13 protein-coding genes and 1 pseudogene are annotated in these 19,965 nt (G+C 59.7%); all 14 read left to right on the forward strand.

All coding sequences use genetic code 11. The features are described 5' to 3' along the window. Positions 1-90: 90 nt before the first annotated feature. The 14 genes and pseudogenes from RDU24_RS02695 (at position 91) to RDU24_RS02755 (ending at position 19,939) form a co-directional block, all read left to right on the forward strand. Positions 91-3,303 (forward strand): carbamoyltransferase N-terminal domain-containing protein, encoded by a 3,213-nt coding sequence (locus RDU24_RS02695; RefSeq protein ID WP_308734192.1) that lies wholly within the window; start codon positions 91-93, stop codon positions 3,301-3,303. A gap of 73 nt (positions 3,304-3,376) precedes the next feature. Further along, positions 3,377-4,651, forward strand: a complete 1,275-nt coding sequence (locus RDU24_RS02700) for an SGNH/GDSL hydrolase family protein (protein ID WP_308734193.1) — start codon at positions 3,377-3,379, stop codon at positions 4,649-4,651. A gap of 76 nt (positions 4,652-4,727) precedes the next feature. Beyond that, positions 4,728-6,524, forward strand: a complete 1,797-nt coding sequence (locus RDU24_RS02705) for a B12-binding domain-containing radical SAM protein (RefSeq protein ID WP_308734194.1) — start codon at positions 4,728-4,730, stop codon at positions 6,522-6,524. 293 nt (positions 6,525-6,817) lie between these two features. Continuing rightward, a pseudogene (locus RDU24_RS02710) lies at positions 6,818-7,675 on the forward strand (class I SAM-dependent methyltransferase); the annotation flags it as partial. A gap of 89 nt (positions 7,676-7,764) precedes the next feature. Next, positions 7,765-8,958, forward strand: a complete 1,194-nt coding sequence (locus RDU24_RS15935; protein ID WP_374989739.1) for an acyltransferase family protein — start codon at positions 7,765-7,767, stop codon at positions 8,956-8,958. Between the two features lie 139 nt (positions 8,959-9,097). Next, the gene (locus tag RDU24_RS02715) at positions 9,098-9,853 is read left to right on the forward strand and encodes an SPASM domain-containing protein (protein WP_308734195.1); all 756 of its coding nucleotides are present in this window, start codon (positions 9,098-9,100) and stop codon (positions 9,851-9,853) included. Positions 9,854-9,858: 5 nt separating this feature from the next. Next, positions 9,859-10,950: a glycosyltransferase gene (locus RDU24_RS02720; protein ID WP_308734196.1), complete on the forward strand. Its 1,092-nt coding sequence runs from the start codon at positions 9,859-9,861 to the stop codon at positions 10,948-10,950. Between the two features lie 647 nt (positions 10,951-11,597). After that, on the forward strand, positions 11,598-12,704 hold the full coding sequence (locus RDU24_RS02725; RefSeq protein ID WP_308734197.1) for a glycosyltransferase family 4 protein: 1,107 nt from the start codon (positions 11,598-11,600) through the stop codon (positions 12,702-12,704). Next, a complete protein-coding gene (locus RDU24_RS02730) occupies positions 12,701-13,540 on the forward strand; it encodes a class I SAM-dependent methyltransferase (RefSeq protein ID WP_308734198.1) in 840 nt (279 codons plus the stop codon). Before RDU24_RS02725 ends, RDU24_RS02730 begins: the two co-directional genes overlap by 4 nt. 2 nt (positions 13,541-13,542) lie before the next feature. Beyond that, on the forward strand, positions 13,543-15,450 hold the full coding sequence (gene asnB, locus RDU24_RS02735) for an asparagine synthase (glutamine-hydrolyzing) (protein WP_308734199.1): 1,908 nt from the start codon (positions 13,543-13,545) through the stop codon (positions 15,448-15,450). Next, the gene (locus RDU24_RS02740; RefSeq protein WP_308734200.1) at positions 15,450-16,391 is read left to right on the forward strand and encodes a hypothetical protein; all 942 of its coding nucleotides are present in this window, start codon (positions 15,450-15,452) and stop codon (positions 16,389-16,391) included. The genes asnB and RDU24_RS02740 overlap by 1 nt, the downstream gene beginning before the upstream one ends. Continuing rightward, a complete protein-coding gene (locus RDU24_RS02745) occupies positions 16,388-17,527 on the forward strand; it encodes a glycosyltransferase (protein WP_308734201.1) in 1,140 nt (379 codons plus the stop codon). The genes RDU24_RS02740 and RDU24_RS02745 overlap by 4 nt, the downstream gene beginning before the upstream one ends. After that, complete coding sequence (locus RDU24_RS02750; protein WP_308734202.1) at positions 17,524-18,600, forward strand: hypothetical protein; 1,077 nt, start codon at positions 17,524-17,526, stop codon at positions 18,598-18,600. The genes RDU24_RS02745 and RDU24_RS02750 overlap by 4 nt, the downstream gene beginning before the upstream one ends. Continuing rightward, complete coding sequence (locus tag RDU24_RS02755) at positions 18,581-19,939, forward strand: MBOAT family O-acyltransferase (protein ID WP_308734203.1); 1,359 nt, start codon at positions 18,581-18,583, stop codon at positions 19,937-19,939. The genes RDU24_RS02750 and RDU24_RS02755 overlap by 20 nt, the downstream gene beginning before the upstream one ends. The last annotated feature ends 26 nt before the right edge of the window (positions 19,940-19,965 follow it).

Here is a 19,965-nt window from a genome sequence, read left to right on the forward strand (position 1 = left end):
CAGGGCGGAGACACCACCACCTTGACGAATAAGGCGCCATTGTGGCACCCATTGCAAGCCATGACCCTCACCAACAGGACCAACCACCGCATGATTCTGCGCCATCATGCGCGCATCGGGCATATTTTCATTCCAAATCTGAAAGCCCGCGTCCCTCACGAGGCAGGCGGCTATTTTGTTCAAACGAACAGTGAGGGGTTCCGCTCCGATATTGAATTTGTCGGTCCCAAAGGGTCGCAGTCGCGCATTCTTTTCTTCGGCGACTCCATGACTGCCGGAGACGGTTGCGACAACGCCGAGCGCTTCTCCGACCTCGTCGGCCAGAGCCTAGGTTGCGAGGTGTACAACTACGGGTTGTCGGGCTCGGGAACGGACCAGCAGGTGCTGGTTATGGAAGAAGCGGCAGCAAAAGTTGACGCTGATGCCATCATTCTCTGTGTCTATGTGGAGAACATCCAGCGCAACCTTTTGTCCTCACGCCCCACACTAGACAGAAGCTCGCAGCAAATAGTTCGGGTACCCAAGCCTTTCTTTCGCCTGGAGGGTGGGAACTTGGTCCTGCACAACACCCCCGTTCCACTGGCACGAGAGCTGGCCCAACCTGGTGATGTCCACCATGAAGGCATGCCCGGCCTGCTCCATCTGGCGCGCGGCCTTGCCGCCAGGATGCGTAAGAATCCACGCCTGACAAGGGCCCTGAGACCATTGCTTTCTCCAAAGACCTCCGACTACTGCCTGCTGCGCTCGCTGTTCCCCCGGCTGGCAGGGTACCAGCCCGTCCCCGAGTACGACGACATAAATGGTGAAGCCTGTCAGCTCATGTCTGCGCTGCTTCGACGAGCCCGGGCCTTGAGCAAAGGCAAGCCGCTGATCATCATGCCCATTCCCACCTTGGACCATGTGCTTGGCAAGGCAAAAGCAAATTTCCAACGTTTTTTTAACCAGTTTGAAGACCCGTCTTCGGGCGTCTTTGTGGCAAATCTCCATTCCTATCTCGCCCGCCTCCCTTTTGCCTCCCGCAAGCGTCTGACGTTCGATTATGATGCTCATTTTTCCTGCTTCGGCCATCAGACCATCGCGAAGTTCCTGGTTAAAACCCTCAAGAGCCTGGGCATCCCGTCGGCACATCCAGCTCCCCTTCCCCCAGATGCCGAACCAACCATGCCCTATTATATTCTGGGGCTGTCATGCTACTATCACAACTCTGCGGCCTGCTTACTCAGAGATGGTGAAATCCTGGCGGCAGCCGAAGAGGAACGTTTTACCCGCATAAAGCACGACAGACGTTTTCCTCATGCGGCCATCAACTACTGCCTGGAGGAGGCTGGCATACATGCGCGCCACCTCTCTGCCGTTGTCTTCTATGACGATCCGGAACTAACTTTTGAGCGCATGATGGCGACGGTAGCCAGCGCTGGCCCCGAGGGCCGCGACCAGTGGATGCGCATGATGCCCTCATGGGTATGCTACAAGCTTCGTATTCCACATGTCATCCGTCGTTCGCTTCACGGCTATAGGGGCCCAATTCTCAAAAACATGCATCACCGATCACATGCCGCCAGCGCATTTTTTCCTTCACCTTTTGAACAGGCCGCCATCCTCACGATAGACGGCGTAGGAGAGTGGGCGACGGCCACAATCGCCAGGGGTACTGGCAATAAAGTAGAAATGCTGCGAGAAATGCGCTTTCCACACTCCCTAGGCCTACTCTATTCCGCCTTCACCCAATTCCTGGGATTCAAAGTCAACTCTGGAGAGTATAAGGTTATGGGTTTGGCTCCTTACGGGGAGCCGAGGTTCTTGGAACAGATACTGAGCGAAGTGATCAACCTTGCCGAAGACGGATCATTGCGCCTAAATCTTGAACACTTTACCTTTCTCTCTCAACCCGCAATGGTCGGAAGCTCTTTTGAGAGGCTGTTCGGACCCGCACGGCAACCGGAAACCCCACTCACCCAGCGCGATCTGGATTTAGCCAGATCTGTGCAGGCCGTGACAGAGGAGGCCGTTTTACGCATGGCAAGAACGGCTCACGCGCTTACGGGTGAACAATATTTATGCCTTGCTGGGGGCGTTGCGCTTAATTGCGTGGCCAACGGACGCCTGCTTCGAGAAGGTCCCTTTGCAGACATCTGGATTCAGCCTGCGGCGGGGGATGCGGGTGGTGCCCTTGGCGCCGCATTGGATGTTTGGCATTCGACGCTGGGGCACCCGCGTAGGGTCAGCCCGAAAATAAACGGGGCACAGAAGTCCTCATTGCTCGGCCCCTCGTATTCCGGTGCCGAAATTCGCGCTTTTTTGGAGAGCCACGGCCTGCCCTACCAGTCTTTGCACCAAGAAGAACGGCCCGCCATCCTCGCGGAATTGGCCGCCAAGGGCAAAGTCATCGGACATTTCTCCGGGCGCATGGAATATGGTCCCAGGGCGCTCGGAGCGCGGTCCATCATTGCGGATGCCCGCAACCGTGAAATGCAGTCTGTATTAAACCTGAAGATCAAGTACAGGGAATCGTTTCGGCCCTTCGCGCCCATAGTGCTGGAAGAGAAGGCCAAAGATTATTTCGAGTTAGACCGCCCCAGCCCGTACATGCTTATTGTGGCACCTGTAGTTGAATCCCGGCGCATTCCATTTGCGCTACGCGCCGGTCAGAGCGTGCACGACGCCGTGCGTGAGCCTCGCAGCGAAATTCCGGCTGTCACCCATGTCGACTACTCCGCCCGCATCCAAACTGTGGGCGGGAATGCCAATCCGCCCCTGCGAAACTTGCTGAAGGCCTTTGAGACCCTCACTGGCTGTGCTGTCATGGTCAACACTTCATTCAACGTGCGTGGCGAACCCATTGTCAACACACCGCGGGATGCGTACCACTGTTTCATGAACACTGAAATGGACGTGCTCGCCCTAGGCGATTTCCTCCTCCTGAAGGAGGAGCAGCCAGCGTGGCAGGGCTCGCAGCCTCACAAGCCGCCCCCATCCACGGACTTTAACCCGAACCTGTTGGCGACATTGGACGACATTTTTTTACACGACTTCCAGCCTGCCGCCGATGCTCTCAGTGACCCCTTGCACTTGCAGGGCAAGGGAACCTCAAACTGGGAATGCTGGCTGGCGCGGCAGGCGCCACAGGAGTTCGGGCATGCCTCCGAGAGGGCTCCTGAAGGCGTCACAACTTCGTGGACCAATAGGCCGATGGCCCGCGCACTTGGCCTCTGCCTTGCGAAGATTTTGGCTCTTGGGACCACTTATGCCTCTGAGGAGGAACTTCGAGAGGAGATTGCGGACAATTTGTACATCATGTTCTAGGCGTGCGTCTGGCTTGAGGGCAGCCATGTTGCCCAGTCAACAGCCAAACGCTTCGGAGAAGCTGTAACAATCTGTGTACGCCGGAACAACAGAAGCCGCACACCACTTTATGAATACAGCAAGCAAGCTTCTTTGCGCGATCATTCTCGGTGCGTTCATGGCATGGACGATTCCACTGCTTGTCGTTGATGGCGTCCCCAAAGCACTACTTACCAGCCTGGTGAGCCTCGTCGCCTTCCTGCTTATTGCCGAACTGGCGTTCCGCCAAGTGTACAAATGGCGCACGGGCAGGCTGCCAGAGCGCTTTGAACGCATTCCCATGGACGAACTTCACGTCGAACCTCACCCGTACCTGCCTTACGTGTACCGGCGCGATTTTGCGCCAGCCCAGGACCTCCGGCGCGATACCTTTATCCAATCGCCGATCCATGGCGACAGGTTTCGTTTTCCCAGGCCCAGCTTCAACAATTTTCGCCTGAAACGTGAACCCGTTACCGCCCCCAACATTACCGTCCCCAAGCCTGCGGGGAGGCTTCGGGTACTGTGCCTCGGGGCATCCACAACTGCGAACTCCGTTGAGGATCTTGGTCAAACCTACAGCTACCCGATGGAGCTTGAGAAGGCTCTGCGCCTCCGACACGGGACAGAGGACATTGAGGTGGTGAATGGCGGAATGGGAGGAAGGACCACTGCCGAAATACTGATCCACTTCTTGCTCGAACTGGTCGACATGCAGCCAGACATCGTCGTCATATATCATGCGTATAACGATCTTGGGCCGAGCCTGACGCCAAATTTTCATAATGACTATTCGCACGCGCGCAAGAATATCGGAGAAGTCTACCATCTCTACAAACTTCGGGCGCTATTTCCAGATCTGCCTTCTGCTTTGTACACATACTTGCTTAACACATTCTTTCCGGGAGAACTCAGCACCTCGTTGCTTGAAGCCATCTCCGTGGGCAAACCAAACATCGAAGGACAATTCCAGGGGCTACCAATATACAGACGCAATCTTGGGCACCTTATCGACTTGTGCCGGGCAAACAATATTGACGTCCTCTGCTCAAGCTACTGCCAGTATCTCTACCCGGAAGTAGCCAACTCTCCCGTGCATCTCAAATATCGCGAAGGGTTGTTGCAAGAAAACGCGGCCATGCAAGAGCTCGCTGCTGGCCGCAATGCCGCATTTGTTGATACCGCATTCCTGATGCCCACTGACCCCGAACTTTTCATTGACAGTGTCCATTTCTCTCCTCTCGGTATGGCCCGACTGGCGGCAATTCTCACGGATGCTCTGACCCCCTTGGTCGAGAAAAGACTTCGTGAAAACAACATCTCTGCTTAGGCTCTGGATACTGCGGGCCCATGCATCTCGCCATAGGTCAGATGATAGGCATCCGCCACGCCTACGGAGGAATTAGATGAAGATAGTGATCATGACCATCCCACTCAGAAACGCCACCGGGGGAACCCCCTTTGGCTCACTTGCGATCATCCAATCCCTGCGCGAGGCCGGATATGATCCCTACTTTCTCGACGTAGACACCTTACGCCACACATTCCCCGAGGTCGTCGGCTTTTTTGAGCAATACAAGCCGGATGTCATAGGTATCAGCGCGGTTGTCTCGACTTCATATGCTTACACCCGCGACATCAGCCACGCCTTGCGTAAAATACTCCCGAACGTGCGCATCGTAATTGGGGGCAACCTTTGCGCCAGCGCGGAAGTTCTCCTGCGCTCCTGCCAAGTGGATGCATGTGTCCTTGCTGAGGGCGAATACATCATTCGCGATCTGCTTGCTTATTACGCGCTGCATTCCAGAATATTGGAAAACTACACGGCACTTAAGGGGATAAAGGGGCTCGTCTTTCTCGACGAAGATGGAGAGGTTTTCAACACCGGATACGCGCGGCAACTCTCCCCGGAAGAGATCCGCACTCCAGACATGTCCATCATTGAAGAGTTTTCAAATATCGAGAAGATCATTTCCCCGAAACCCTGTGGCTTCATAACAAGTGACCCTAGAAGCCTTGAGCCCCATAGGGCCGGAAAACGAGAGGGCATCGTCTTCGCGTCGAAAGGATGCATCAACCGCTGCACCTTCTGCCACAGATGGGACAAAGGGATGCGGACACTGTCGCCCGAGAAGGTGCTTGAGCAGATTTCGTACCTGCAACAGCACCACAATGTAGGATTCTTCAGATTCGCGGACGAATGCTTTGGCGCGCACAAGAAAAAAACCGCCGAACTCGTAGCGGAACTCAAGAAACTTGACATCCTCTGGACTGTGGGTGGCGTACGTGTTGATACGGTTGACACCGAAACGCTGCAGACGTGGAAGGATGCCGGGTGCACCGCGGTCAACTATGGCATTGAGTCTGGCAGCCCGACCATCTTAGTGCAAATGGAGAAAAATATCTCTTTGGAGCAGAATTTCCGAGGCATCGACGACTTGGCCAACACCGGGCTTGATTCCGTCCTCCAACTCGTCATCGGCATGCCTGCGGAATCCCCTGACACAATCAAGGAAACCGGGAGGCTAATCCACTACTTCATCAACAAAACACGTAGGGCTGTCGTCAGCATCAACTTTGCGCAGGCCCTGCCCGGCACGCCGCTGTACGAATATGACCGCGCCATAGGGCTCATAGGGCATGGGTGGCGCGAAGAAGAAGCCTACCTAATCCGCGTGTTCAACAAAAACGCGGCCGACCACAGCGCCCTGACGAACCACACGCAGTACTCCCTGATCTCCCTACGGTGCTGGATGTACCTACTGTACCAGGAAGTCGAGCGGGCCAAGAAGCTGTACCTTGGGGCGCCTCAAGTACCCACAGGCTGTGCCCTGTTTTACGCCATTTGGCTGCACTCCTCAGGCGCTGTCGTTCGCCTTGTTAAGCGTGCACTGAAACCGGTCGCGCCCGAGTTTATCGCCGCAGCGGAAATACCATTCAACGAGGCCGACATCGGAAGAAGCCCGCTGCTCTACCCATTCCGTGCCTATCTCAACTTCCTTATAGTTTTGCGTGATTTGTACCGGTTGGAGGGGGCGGCGAAAACCCTTGGGCATCTGTGGGAGCACATAGGGAAGAGCTTTCACGGACTGCTCCGCGAACAACAGCCCGCCATTGACCTGCGCAAAACGGTGGGGGGCATTTCTCAATTGCCTTCAAGCCGTTCAGAGGCTAGCATGGAACCATTGAGGCGAGGCCGTTGAGGTCTGCCCAGCCCTCACAAGTTCCCTTGCCCGGTCCCGAATGCTCGCCGCGGGCTGCGATCCTATCACAAATTATGTGCATGGAGACAATCATGAAATGGCTTTTTTACACCGTTCTTGAATTCATCGGCCGCTTGTTCAGTTTTACGGGGCGCAAGAGAAATGCCACTGCCAAGGACACGCAGCCTCCTGACACAAACTACCCACTATGGTAGGAACCACCGCGCTCTTCGCCCTAGAACCGACCAAGTTCGACAAGAGAGGGCGGGAACAGGTTTTTCTCAAAGACCCGCCAGCCAATTGAGCACCACTCCATGAGCACACTATCCTACGCTGTTGAATCTGTTCTGGACTTTTACAAGAGCCTGCCGTTCAACTACCGTTGCGACATCTCGACCCAAGCCCGAAACGATGTACGCTCAAACCCGGTGGAATTCCATTCCGCACTTGCCCCTTTGGTGCGTCCCAGGTTGCGCGTCCTCGACCTCGGCTGCGGCGCGGGTTGGTTTTCCAACGCTTTGGCAGCCCACAACGACATCCTAGTCACCGGCGTGGACTTTAACCCAGTGGCTGTGGAACGCGCTCGACAAGTCGCAGCCTGTTTGGGGCTTTCGTCTCAATTCCATTGCCAGGACATGTTCACCTACAAGCCAGAAGAACCGTTTGATCTTGTGGTTTCTTTGGGGGCGCTTCACCACACCGGCAACTGCGGTGCGGCTTTACGCAATATCTGCCGTAACCTTGTCATTCAAGGCGGACACATCTATATCGGCCTCTACCATGCTTACGGGCGCAAACCTTTCCTCGAACACTTCGCCAACCTCAAGAGACAGGGTGCCGATGAGGAAAAGCTGTTCAGAGAGTATGTCCGGTTACACAAACAGCTAGACGGCGACGAAACCATGCAGCGCTCGTGGTTCCGCGATCAGGTTCAACATCCGCATGAGACACAGCACACGCAAAAAGAGATGAATTCCCTGCTTAAGGAGGAGGGAATGAGGCTTGTTTCTTCATCAATCAACAGGTTCCAAGCATTCGCCACCCTCCAGGAACTGGAGGCTGCAGAGCCTGAATTTGAGACAAGGGGCTATCAAGCCCTGCGCCATGGGGCTTACTTCCCTGGATTTTTCATATTCCTTGCGCAGAAATGATCGGCTGGCACGGGCCAAAAGCCCTTGTCAATCTGCGTTTGAACTGCAGTGTTTCCTCCATGCTGACTGAAGAACATTAAGGTATATACATGGCATATAACGACCAGAGCCCTGGAGAGATCGATCCTCTACTGATCCTGCGCGGGTTAGCCTCATTAGGTGTGCTCTTTGTACACTCGTTGAATTTTGGCAGCGATAAGATTCTCAAATTGCCACAGATATTAAATACTGACTACGACCTGCCGACGTTTGTAAAGCAACTAATTCTCTCCACCTACCCGACGACCGGTGGAAACTTCGTCATGTGCTTCTTTGTCTTATCCGGATATTTGATGGGAAAAGTATTCCTATCTTCAAGTACACCCGTGAGCATTGCCACCACGATGAAATTCTACAAAAGGCGATTCTTACGCATTGCCCCTCTTTATTATTTCAATATTTTTCTGTGTCTAGCTCTTACATCTTCGTCATCTCCATTCAGCTTAGCAACAATTGGAGAGGTTCTGTTTATTAACAATATTACTGGAGCAGCTATTAACCCAGTTACTTGGTCACTTTCATATGAAATGCAATATTACATTATCGCGCCTCTCGTGTACATTATGTTCCGGAAGAGATCATTATTTACTGTGCTCTGCATTATTGCTACGTCAGCAGCGTTTTCGACTCTCTTGTTTGTTGACAAGAATAACTTTCTTTGGATAGCACGGTTCATCTTTGTTTTTCTCACCGGGTACTCCGTCAACATTCTACTTAGGCTTTATCATCCGCACAAAAATCGAGTGGCGAATGTAATTGGCTTTTCATTATTTTTTTTAGGAAACGCATTCTATTACCACTTGCGAAACAGCGGACAAGAGTTCCAAGCTCAGATATCCCTGACCCTCATCATGGCCGTATGCCTATGGATTCTTGAACTGCCATCTCACACTTCTTCATATACGAATAAAGGCACTCAGCACGTCTTTCTTCGCTTCTGGAACTGGATGGGTGTCCTCTCTTACGGCGTCTATCTCTGGCATCTCCCCATCTTGAACGCCCAACACCCCAAACTGCTAAGTCTTTGTCTACACCTGAGAGACCAAGGATGGGCAACCTCGGATTGGCAATTCTTCTTCTTATACCAGTCCGTACAACTTTTCATAATCCTTTCGTTCACCGTCACCCTCTCCCTATTCACCTTCCTATTCGTGGAACTTAAGTATCGGCCCAACCTCTATAGTGCTCAATCTGGGAGTGTTAGTTCCAGAATTATAAATGCCTTGACGCTTAGCAAAAGCTAACTCAGCGATCCTAAACCCTGGATAATATCGGTGACGAAGGCGTTGACGTACTCGTCAGAGTTCGCCACACTGTATGGGTGGTAGGGCCTGGCCCAAGAATGGGCAAAGCCCCCAGAACACTTTCCCTTTTGGGGCGCACATGAATCTTCGCAACACACTGAATAGTCTCACAAACACATGGAGATCGCTTGGAGCGACGCCGCTCTTTCAAACGTTGGAGCTTGAAACTTTTTCACCGTGCAACCTCAAATGTAAAACCTGCCCTAACCAGATACATCGAAGGTCTCGTCAGGAACTGCCATTAGACGTCATAGAGCCCATGATACAAGAACTTATGGCCCTCGGGTATTCTGGGTGTTTTTCTCCGCATTTCTATAACGAGCCGCTCCTTGATCCTCGCTTGCCGGTTATTCTGCGGCTCGTCCATCAAAGCCTGCCAAAAACGAAAATAAAGCTATTCACAAATTTTACGCTCATGACCCTCGAACTTTACCGCACCCTGCTTCCCCTTGTGGACTCCTTCATTGTCACCGTGGATCAACCCGAGGTTCAGGCCGCTGTGGATAAACTCACCCCCAAGCTATCACCCAAAGAGCTGACCAAGCTGCATTTACGCAGCATAGTCGCCTCGGGCTTGAGCAACCGCGCGGGTGCCCTGCCTCTTGATGGCCCGGTACGAGCCATGCGCCAGTGCAGCTTTGTGAACAACATGACCGTGGATGCCTGGGGCGAAGTCCATTTGTGCTGCAACGACTATTTCGGAAAAGCCACCTTCGGCAATGTTAAGGCCCGAGCCCTCGCGAGCATATGGCACGACCCGGACTATGTTCAGGCCCGCAGACTTGGCTCGCGCGCCGCACATGCCCTGTGTCGCGACTGCTGCTGGCTGGATTGAACCGCATGAAAGTTTTGCTCATCTATCACTCCCTCGGCATGGGCGGCGTTGGATCTGTGGTTGCGAACATGGTAAATCATTGGGGTGCCAATGGAGCGGACATAACCCTGGCCTTGTTCGCAGAGAAGAACGCGCCTCGCCATCAGGTGATACACCCCAACGTGCGAATCATCTTTATGGATCTCTTCGCCGAACCTGCTTCGTCCCTTGACCGTATTATGAAAGCCTGCCAGCGACACCTGAAACTGCGCCAAACCATCAAACGCCTAGCGCCGGATGTCATTGTCAGCCACGTCGACACGGTCAATATCCGCGTCCTACTCGCCAGCGTCGGGCTGGGCATACCCGTTGTCGCATTTGAGCACACGGACCCGAGCCATTATGCTCTTGCGCCACTATGGGAATGGCTGCGCCGCCAGATCTACCGCTTCGCAGCGCGAGTGGTTGTGCTGAACCAATCCGTCCGCGACTACTTCCTGCGCTATCCAGGGCCGCCCACGGTTGAGGTTTTCCCAAATCCGATACCATTGCCCGAATTCCCTTTAACCATCGAGCGGCAGACATCAGTCCTCTACCTGGGGCGACTTTCAGAGGAGAAAGGTGTCGCCCTCCTTCTGCACGCCTTTGCACTCGCAGCGACTGGAGACTGGAAGCTCGTCCTGGCGGGCGACGGTCCAGAGAGGGCGAACCTTGAAGCCTTGGCCGACGACTTGAGCATCACTAACCGCACGATCTTTCTTGGCATGGTTAAGGAGGTGCCTGCGCTGCTATTCTCCGCGTCGATCTTCGCCCTTCCCTCCAAGCTTGAGGGGTTCCCCATGGCCCTTGGCGAGGCTATGTCCTGCGGGCTGCCTCCCGTTGTAACAGCCACAAGCGGGGCGCTCGGCCTTGTCCAAGATGGCCGCAATGGTCTGATTTCTCCTGTGGGCGATGCCCCCGCCCTAGGCCGGAATCTCGCAAGGCTTATGGCTGATGCCCAACTACGATGCGAAATGGGAAAGGCCGCCCAGGACATACGCAAAGTCGTCGGCGTGGAAGCGGTCATGGCGCGATGGGATACGCTGCTCACTCAATTGTCCTCACGGCATGGCTCATAAGCATAGAAACAGCGGTCAAGAGCATCAACTCCGGTACGCTTAGCTGTCCCATTCTGCATTGAACCGGCCAACCAGCCGATTTTGCAGGGTCCCGCGAGAGCATTTCTTACGCTGGTTTCGTTCACCCGCCACGAACATCGACGTCCAAGCATGCGGCACATTGCAGCAGGCTTCTCTCGCCCCATTGGTATACCATGCTTACCAAATGCCGGGCCGCGTTGACATGAGGATACCGGGTCGCTATCATCAGAAAAGACTGAGCGTCCGGTAGAACTTCTTACGCGCCGCCTTGGCAGGGCACATGCAGCAATCCGTCACTCACCCTTCATTCCTCCACGCAGCCAAGCCAGCGACATGACCTCCACGGGCTTGCTCGTCGTCGTCGGCCATACGAACTCACCCGAGGGTACGGCACCATTGTCAGACCAAGCAACTCGTGTCGCCCCGTACGGATGCCCCCCCCGGAGGCTTAGAACGCGAGCCCAATCGGCCGTGGGACCGGGGGGCAACAATCCCTGCTCCATGTATTCGGGAAGATTGGCCATATCCATCTGCACGGAGTGTCATGTGTCCTGGGCCAGAACGTTTAGGCGGACAAAGGAACTGATAGTGCGCAACTTAAGGCTCGGTGCGGCCGACCAAGCAACATGAACCTTTGCTTTGTCATCTCTTCCCTGGTCATGGGCGGGGCAGAAAGAGTTCTAGCACTGGTGGCCAACGGGCTGGCAGAACATGGTTACAACGTAACTGTCCTCACCTTCTGCGGTCCGGACTGCGCACCTCATTATCAACTCCACCCAACCATAAGCCTAATCCCCCTTGGGATAGAAGAAAAATCCGGCTCGCTTCCCGCCAGCCTTTGGAACAACGGCAGACGAATTGGCACATTGCGCAAGGTGTTCGATGTAATGAGGCCGGATGCCGTCATCTCTTTCATGGACTCCACCAATGTCCTGAGCATTCTTGCTTCTAGAGGGCTTGGCATTCCCGTGCTTGTTTCCGAGCATATCGACCCCGCTCAACACGACATCGGGCGCATCTGGAACCTTCTGCGTCATTACACCTACCCGCATGCCTCACGTGTTCTCCTTCTCACCTCAGGCATCGACCAATATTTCCCGGCCCCCATCCGCAAGCGCTGTACGGTCATGCCCAATCCCGTGGTGGTTGACTGTTCTGGAGAATGCCCCTTGCCGCTTGAGGGGCGCTGCATTGTGGGTTTAGGCCGACTAAGCCCTCAAAAAGGGTTCGATATTCTGTTGCAGGCATTTGCCCAGGTCGCGCCCAAGCACCCTGACAGCCACTTGTGGATTCTCGGCGAAGGCCCTGAACGCGCCGCACTTGAAGCACTGCGCGACACGTTGGGACTGCGGGACCGCGCACACCTGCCGGGCTCCGTCCCAGATCCCGGCCCTGTGCTTAAGCGAGCCCATGCGTTCGCCCTGTCCTCGCGCTACGAGGGGTTCCCCCTGGCCCTCTGCGAGGCTCTGGCCTGCGGAGTGGCGACTGTATCAACTGTCTTCTCGCCAGGAGCCATGGACATCCTGCAGGACGGAGAAAACGCCCTGGTTATCCCCGTGGAGGACACCTCTGCCCTAGCCGAAGCGCTTGACCGGCTTCTCGCGGACGAAAAGCTGCGCGACGGACTCTCGGTTCATGCGCCCAAAATCCTGGAGAGATTCGGCCTGGATAAGGTCATCGACCTGTGGGAGGCGCTGCTCGCCCAGACTGTCGAAGAGCGAGGCAGACCATGAGCGGCCACTGGCAGGCCGAAGTGGCCCAAGGCCAGCGCTTTGAATTCGGCAGCAACTGGGCTCTGTTCCTGCGCCGCCTCGACGAGAAGCGCATCCGAGCGGCAGAGGACTCGCTTAAGGAGCTGCTGGACCTGTCCTCGCTCGCCGGGCGCACCTTCCTCGATGCCGGGTCGGGCTCAGGACTGTTCTCCCTGGCCGCCAGCCGCCTGGGAGCCGCTGTCATCAGCTTCGATTACGACCCGGCTTCCGTGGCCTGCACCAGCCATCTTCGCAATAGCATCGCAGCAGACGACGCTTCCTGGACCGTGCTGGAAGGCTCGGTGCTGGACCAAAGCTTTCTGGAAAGCCTGGGCCGGTTTGACGTGGTCTACTCCTGGGGCGTGCTGCACCATACCGGACGCATGTGGGACGCCGTCGCGGCCGTGTCCGGACGCGTGGCGCCCGGCGGGCTGTTCGCGCTGGCCCTCTACAACACCCAGCCGCTGTTCACCCCTGTCTGGAAGCACATCAAGCGGCTCTACTGCGCCGCGCCAAAGCCTGGCAGACTGGCCATCGCCGGGTCGTGGGCGGGCATCTGCGCCGTCCGCTCCCTGGCTGCGGACCTGCTGCGGCTGCGCAACCCCCTTGCCCGCTACACGGCCAACGCCTCCCTGCGGGGCATGAGCTTCTGGCGCGATGTGGTGGATTGGGTGGGCGGCTACCCGTTTGAGACAGCCACCCCGGACGAGGTTGCCCGCTTTCTGGGCGAACGCGGCTTTGATCCCGTCAATGTGCGCTCAGTGGGCGGCAGGCTCGGCTGCAACGAATTCCTCTTCCGGCGCCGGGAACAGGCATAACCATGTGCGGCATCTGCGGCATTCTCTCCCCTGCCGGGAGCGACCAGGGCACGGCCCTGCGCGCCATGACCGCGACCTTGGCGCACCGCGGCCCGGACGACGCCGGGCTCCTCGTCGAGGCGGCCTCCGGCGTCGCGCTGGGGCACCGCCGCCTGTCCATCCTCGACCTCTCGCCCCTGGGGCACCAGCCCATGGCTTCGGCCTCGGAGCGCTTTGTCACCGTCTTCAACGGCGAGATCTACAATTTCCGGGCGCTGCGCTCGGAGCTCGAACCCCTGGGGCACGTCTTCCGGGGCGGCTCGGACACCGAGGTGCTGCTGGCGGCCTTCGAACAATGGGGCGAGTCCGCGCTGCCCAGGCTGAACGGCATGTTCGCACTGGCCCTGTGGGACCGCCGCGAGCGCACCCTGCTCCTGGCCCGCGACCGCCTGGGCAAGAAGCCCCTGTACTGGGGCCAGGCCGGGAGCAGCTTCGTCTTCGGCTCGGAGCTGAAGGCCCTCTGCGCACACCCGGACCTTGCCCCGGCCCTGGACCGTGACGCCCTGGCCCTCTTCTTCCGCTTCGGCTACATCCCGGCCCCATACAGCGTGTACCAGCGCGTGAGGAAGCTGCAGCCCGGCACCCTCTTGCTTCTGCGCTCCGGACACGAGCCCGAAGAGCGCGCCTACTGGTCCGCCACGGAGGTCTTTGCCCAGGGCCTTGCCAGCCCGTTCGCCGGCACCGAGGCCGACGCCACCCGCCAGCTCGATATCCTGCTGCGTGACGCCACCAGCCTGCGCATGGTGGCCGATGTGCCCCTGGGAGCGTTCCTGTCCGGCGGCATCGACTCCTCCCTCGTGACCGCGCTCATGCAGGCCCAGAGTTCCCGCCCGGTGCGCACCTTCTCCATCGGCTTCGCTGAGGCCGCCTACGACGAGGGCCCCCACGCCCGCGCCGTGGCAGCGCACCTGGGCACGGACCACACAGAGCTCGTTCTGAGCCAGCGGGACCTGCTGGACATCGTGCCACTGGCGCCCCGCTTCTGGGACGAGCCCTTTGCCGACTCCTCGCAGATTCCCACCTACGCCGTGTGCCGCATGGCGCGCCAACATGTCACCGTCGCCCTGTCTGGCGATGGCGGCGACGAGCTCTTCAACGGCTACGAGCGCCACCTCTTTCTGGACGCCCTCTGGCGCAAGCTTTCTCTCGCGCCCCGCCCCTTGCGCGCCGCAACCGGGGTCCTGGCCGGATTCCTGCCGGAGGCCGCCTTCCGCCTGCTGGGCGGCCTCGGGCCGAAGATCCGTTGGCGGCTGGAGGCCATGGGAGCCAAGGATTTCGAGGACTTTTACCGCTTCCTGTTCTCGCACTTCCGCCGACCGGAAGAGCTTGTTCTGGGCAGCCGGGAACCCGGCACAGCCTTTGATATGCCGCAAGCCCTTCTGAACAGGGCAGCTGGACCAAGCCCCCTACGCCGCATGGGGCTGCTCGACCATCTCCAGTACCTGCCGGACGACATCCTGACCAAGGTGGACCGCGCCAGCATGGCCGTGTCTCTGGAGGCCCGCAGCCCGTTGTTGGACCACCGGGTGGTGGAGTTCGCGGCCTCCCTGCCCACGGCATGGAAGGTCAAAGGCGGCATGGGCAAGCTGCCGTTGCGGAGCGTGCTGAACAGCTACGTGCCGCGCGAGCTGGTGGACCGCCCCAAGATGGGCTTTGGCGTACCCATCGACCTGTGGCTCAAGAAGGAGCTGCGGGACTGGGCCGAAACGCTGCTGAACGAAACGGCGCTGCGCCAGGAGGGCGTTCTCGACGCAACCCTTGTGCGGCGCATCTGGGCCGAGTACCTTGCGGGTCAGCGCAACTGGTTCCCGCACCTGTGGGATGTGCTCATGTACCGGGCTTGGCGCCTGGAGTGGCCGGGGAGAGGCTGATGACTACGCCAGAGATCTGCACGGTCGACACCACTTGCCCAAGCGCACCGGCGCTGCCGCTGGCACTGCGGCTGCAGCACGCGGCCAAGGAGAGCGGGCTCTGCCTGGACCAGCCATGGCTGCTGCGCCGGGTTCTCGCTGGCGGGCTGTTCCGGACCCTGGCCATGCGCTTTCTGCGGCTCAAATTCTCACCGCTCATCCTGGACCGCGTGCGCGCCCTGCCCCTGCCTCTGGCGGAACGCTCGTCGCTCTTCACCCAGGCCATTTCACTCATCAACGCGAGGGAGACTTACAAAACCACGGGACTAGGCCGCACCCGCCTGGTGGACGCCGCCGTGCTGCGCCGGGCCGGGGAGTTTCAGAAGCCGCGCCTGCTCGAGGTCGGCGTTTCTGACGGCGTTTCCAGCCTGGACCTCTTGGCCGCCCTGCCAGCGCAGACAGAGGCCACCCTCACCGACCGACACCCGGAGTTTACCCGACGCGGCTTCGGTCCGGCGGTCCTCATCCTCGACGGCTGCGGGCGCGTGCTTGGGCTCAAGCTTTTCTGCCTGTACCTAAACCTTCCGCTTGAGGTGCGACTCGCCCCCTTCAAGGGGCGCAGCATCCAGACCGCCAACCCCAGACTTGCCGAGGCCAGCCCTCCGCTCTCCATAATCCGCTTCGATGTCTGCCGCGACGCGGCCGCCCAGCCCTACCCCCTCATCAAATGCGCCAATGTGTTTAACCGCAAGTATTTCCCTGACGCGACCATCCGGGGAGCCGTGGCGAACCTGGGCCGCAGCCTGACCGACGGGGGCTATCTCTTCATCTCCCAGAACAATGACCGCTACGCCGAGGGCGAAGCCTACTTCGTGCTGCAAAAACAGGGGGCTAAACTTGTGCTGGTGGAGGAGAGAAACCGGCACGAGGCTTTGGAGCTGTTCCAGGGGGCCACAACGTGAGGGTGCTTCTATCCATCCCCTCCCTCCTGCCCGGCGGAGCCGAGCGCCAGTTCGCGGAGTTGGCGGCCGGGCTTGCCGCGCGTGGGCATGCGGTGCTGGCCGTGGCCCTGGAGCGCGGCGGGCCGCTGGAATCCGCCCTGGGCGGGGCGCAACTGGCGGTGCTGGGCAAGACCTGCCGCCTGGACAACGTGCGGGTGGCGTGGAAACTTGCCGGGCTGCTGCGCTCCTTCCGGCCCCAGGCGCATTACACTTTCCTGACAGCCGCCTGCGTGCTGGGCGGCCTGCTCAAGCCGTTCTTCCCGGCGGTGAAGCTGGTCATGGGCCTGCGCGCAACGGACGTGGAGCACGCGGCGTATTCGTATGGCCGCGCGGGGCGCCTGATGCACGGCCTGGAGGCGCGGCTCTCCAGCATGGCCGAGCTGGTCGTCGCCAACTCCCACGCCGGGCGGCAAGATGCGTTGCGGCGCGGCTTCAGTGCCGATCGGACCGTGGTGGTGCCAAACGGCATCGACACCGCCCGCTGCCGACCGGACAGGGTGCTGGGCCTGCCCCTGCGCGAAGCCTGGGGCATCCAGCCGGGAGAGCTGCTTGTGGGCCACGTGGCGCGGCTTGACCCCATGAAGGACCACCCGAATTTCCTGCGCGCGGCGGCGCTGCTTGCGACCCAGCGCCCCGGCCTGCACTTCGTGTGCGTGGGCGCCGGGCCGGAAGGCTACGCCGCCGAGCTGCGGTCCCTGGCCGACGGGCTTGGGCTGGCCGATCGTCTCGTCTGGACCGGTGGCCGCACGGACATGCCCGCCGTGTACAACGCGCTCGACGCGCTGTGCCTGTCCTCGGCCTATGGCGAGGGCTTCCCCAACGTGCTGGGCGAAGCCATGGCCTGCGGCGTGCCCTGCTGCGCCACGGACGTGGGCGACGCGGCCCAGGTCATCGGCGACATGGGGGGGGTGGAGCCGAAGAGCAATCCCGAGGCGCTTGCCGCCGGGCTGGAGGGCCTGCTCGACCGCCTGGGGCGCGAGGGCGGCGGGCTGCGTTCGGCCTGCCGGGAGCGCATCGTGGCGAATTTCGGGGTGGAGCGCATGGTGGAGGATACCGAGGCACGGCTGGAAAAGCTCTGCGCGGAGCCCTGGCCATGAGCCAACCCCACGGCGCGCAGTCGCTGCGGCACTGGCTCATCGGGCTGGCGCTGTCCCTGGCCTTGGCCTGGGCCGCCGGAGCGGTGTTTCTGGACACGGTGCAACCCGTGGCTTTCGATCCGCAGATCGGGCGCTACGTTGCCATGCCCGGCACGACCTCGCGCACGCGCGGCGAGGGCTGGGCCAGCTCGAACGTGGGCGAGCACGGCATCCGCGGCCTGCCCGGTGGCAAATTGCCCGCCGGGCCGAAGGTCGTTTTCTGGGGCGATTCCTTTGTGGAGGGCGTGCAGGTGGACGACGCCGACCGCATGGCCCAGGTCTTCACCTCTCTTTCGCACACTGCCGGGCTGAATCTCACGGGCGTCGGCATCGGGCATGGGGGCGACACCCTCATCGACAACATCTTCAAGGCTTCCGACTATGCTTCCGCGCTTGGCTCCGTGGCGCTGAACGTCTACTTCCTGGGGCGCATCTCCGATGTTCTGCCGGACTCACCCCGTCCCTGCCGCGCGGCCTTCTATTCCACGCCAGAGCCTCATCTGCGGCGCAACGACTGCCCGCCGTCGGACCTCGCCTTGCGTTTCGCTCCGGCCCTTAGGAGCCTCGAGGGCGCAAGCGCCTTTGCCGCGTACCTGAAGCTGCAGGCGCTTCGGCTCCGGCTGGCTTCTGGGCCCGGCGGGACGAAGCAGGCGCCAGATGCCAAGGCCGAAGCCCAAGACTTGGCCCCCTTGTGGGACTTCCTCATCGCGGAAGTCCGCCGCGCCAGCCCCGGCCCTGTCCTCTTCCTGTATGCCCCCAACGTTCCAGCGCTGACCACCGGGTGTGTGCGTACGGTAGACCCGGATGCCGCGACGGCCGAGGCCTTTGCCGCCGCCTGCCAGCGCAACGGCGTGGTCTTCCTCAATCTCGGCACTATCTTTATGACCACCTTCGAGTCCACAGGCCGCTTCCAAAGTGGTTTTTTCAATTCACCGCCCGGCACCGGGCATCTCAACGAGGACGGGCATCGTCTCGTGGCCCAAGCCGTCCTGCAATACATCAAGGAGAACCGCGATGCCCTTTTGGCGCCCTGAGTTCCTGCTACTGCTCGGCCTGACACTGGCTTTTCTGCAGTTCTCGCCCACGGCCTGGCGCAAACCCTTGCTGACCCTGGCCGGGCTGTACTTCTACGCCTGGTGGGATTTGCGCTTCGTGCCTCTGCTTGCGGGCGCGGCCCTGGCGGACTGGGCACTTGCTCTTTGGATGGAGCGTACGCCGACTGGAAAGAGGGCGCCGCTCTTTGTCGCGGGGTTGGCCCTGCACCTGGGTCTGCTGGCCTTCTTCAAGTACGCCGACTTTTTCCTCAACGCCCCGGCCGGGTCCACGCTCTGGCTCATCATGCCGCTGGGTCTGTCCTTTCAGACCTTCTCCGCCATCACCTACCTGGCGGCGGTGCAGGCCGGACGCCTGGCGGCCCGCAGGAACCCCGTGGACGTGCTCTGTTTCGCCACCTTCTTCCCGGTGCTCACCGCAGGCCCCATCGTGCGCGCCGAGGAACTATTGCCGCAACTCGACGCCCTTCCGCGCCCCGGCGCCGACGACCTGTACGAAGGCTTCCGGCGCTTCAGCATGGGCCTGTTCAAGAAACTGGTGCTGGCCGACCGCCTGGGGCTCTACGTGGCCGAGGTATACGGCAACGCGGGCGCGTACGACGCAGCCTCCACCTGGGCGGCGGTGCTGGCCTACGCCCTGCAAATCTATCTGGACTTTTCCGGCTACTCGGACATGGCCATCGGCGCGGCCCGGGCCTTGGGCGTACGGCTGCCGGAGAACTTCAGCTTCCCCTACGCGGCCAAGAACCCGTCCGAGTTCTGGCGGCGCTGGCACATGAGCCTGTCGTTCTGGTTCCGCGACTACCTGTACATCCCCCTCGGGGGCAGCAGACAGGGCGAGGCGCGCACGCTGGGCAACCTCATGGTGGTCATGGTGCTCTGCGGCATGTGGCACGGCTCGGGCTGGACTTTCGTGCTCTGGGGCGCTCTGCACGGCCTGGGGCTCTGCGCGCACCGCCTGTGGCGGGAATGGCGCGGGCGGCGTGGCCATTCCGGCTTCAGCGCGGCGCTGGCGTGGGCCGGGGCGACACTGTTCGCGGGCCTGTGCTGGATTCCCTTCCGCGCCGACGACCTGGGCCACGCCCGGCGCATCGTGGCCGCGCTTTTTGCTGGCGGGCCGGTGCACTGGATACACCCGTTCGTCTGGGTTGCGCTGGCGCTGACGGTGCTGGCGCACGGCCTGCGCGGGCTGGGGCAGGAGGATCTGCTGATGCTCAGGGGCGGGCGCTGGTACGCCCCGGCGGTGCTCTTTAGCCTGGCATGGCTAGCCATCCTCTTCGCGTCAGAAGGCTTCACCCCGTTTCTGTACGCGCGGTTCTAACATCTGGCGCCTTCGCGAGGTCTCCT

This window comes from Humidesulfovibrio sp., from assembly GCF_031082295.1.
GTDB lineage: Bacteria > Desulfobacterota > Desulfovibrionia > Desulfovibrionales > Desulfovibrionaceae > Humidesulfovibrio.

What these genes read in the sequence shown, in the direction of transcription:
- asnB (WP_308734199.1), top strand. Translation starts at nt 13,543, where the DNA reads ATGTGCGGCATCTGCGGCATTCTCTCCCCTGCCGGGAGCGACCAGGGC.
- RDU24_RS02715 (WP_308734195.1), top strand. Translation starts at nt 9,098, where the DNA reads ATGAATCTTCGCAACACACTGAATAGTCTCACAAACACATGGAGATCG.
- RDU24_RS02740 (WP_308734200.1), top strand. Translation starts at nt 15,450, where the DNA reads ATGACTACGCCAGAGATCTGCACGGTCGACACCACTTGCCCAAGCGCA.
- RDU24_RS02695 (WP_308734192.1), top strand. Translation starts at nt 91, where the DNA reads ATGATTCTGCGCCATCATGCGCGCATCGGGCATATTTTCATTCCAAAT.
- RDU24_RS02755 (WP_308734203.1), top strand. Translation starts at nt 18,581, where the DNA reads ATGCCCTTTTGGCGCCCTGAGTTCCTGCTACTGCTCGGCCTGACACTG.
- RDU24_RS02720 (WP_308734196.1), top strand. Translation starts at nt 9,859, where the DNA reads ATGAAAGTTTTGCTCATCTATCACTCCCTCGGCATGGGCGGCGTTGGA.
- RDU24_RS02705 (WP_308734194.1), top strand. Translation starts at nt 4,728, where the DNA reads ATGAAGATAGTGATCATGACCATCCCACTCAGAAACGCCACCGGGGGA.
- RDU24_RS02730 (WP_308734198.1), top strand. Translation starts at nt 12,701, where the DNA reads ATGAGCGGCCACTGGCAGGCCGAAGTGGCCCAAGGCCAGCGCTTTGAA.
- RDU24_RS15935 (WP_374989739.1), top strand. Translation starts at nt 7,765, where the DNA reads ATGGCATATAACGACCAGAGCCCTGGAGAGATCGATCCTCTACTGATC.
- RDU24_RS02750 (WP_308734202.1), top strand. Translation starts at nt 17,524, where the DNA reads ATGAGCCAACCCCACGGCGCGCAGTCGCTGCGGCACTGGCTCATCGGG.
- RDU24_RS02725 (WP_308734197.1), top strand. Translation starts at nt 11,598, where the DNA reads ATGAACCTTTGCTTTGTCATCTCTTCCCTGGTCATGGGCGGGGCAGAA.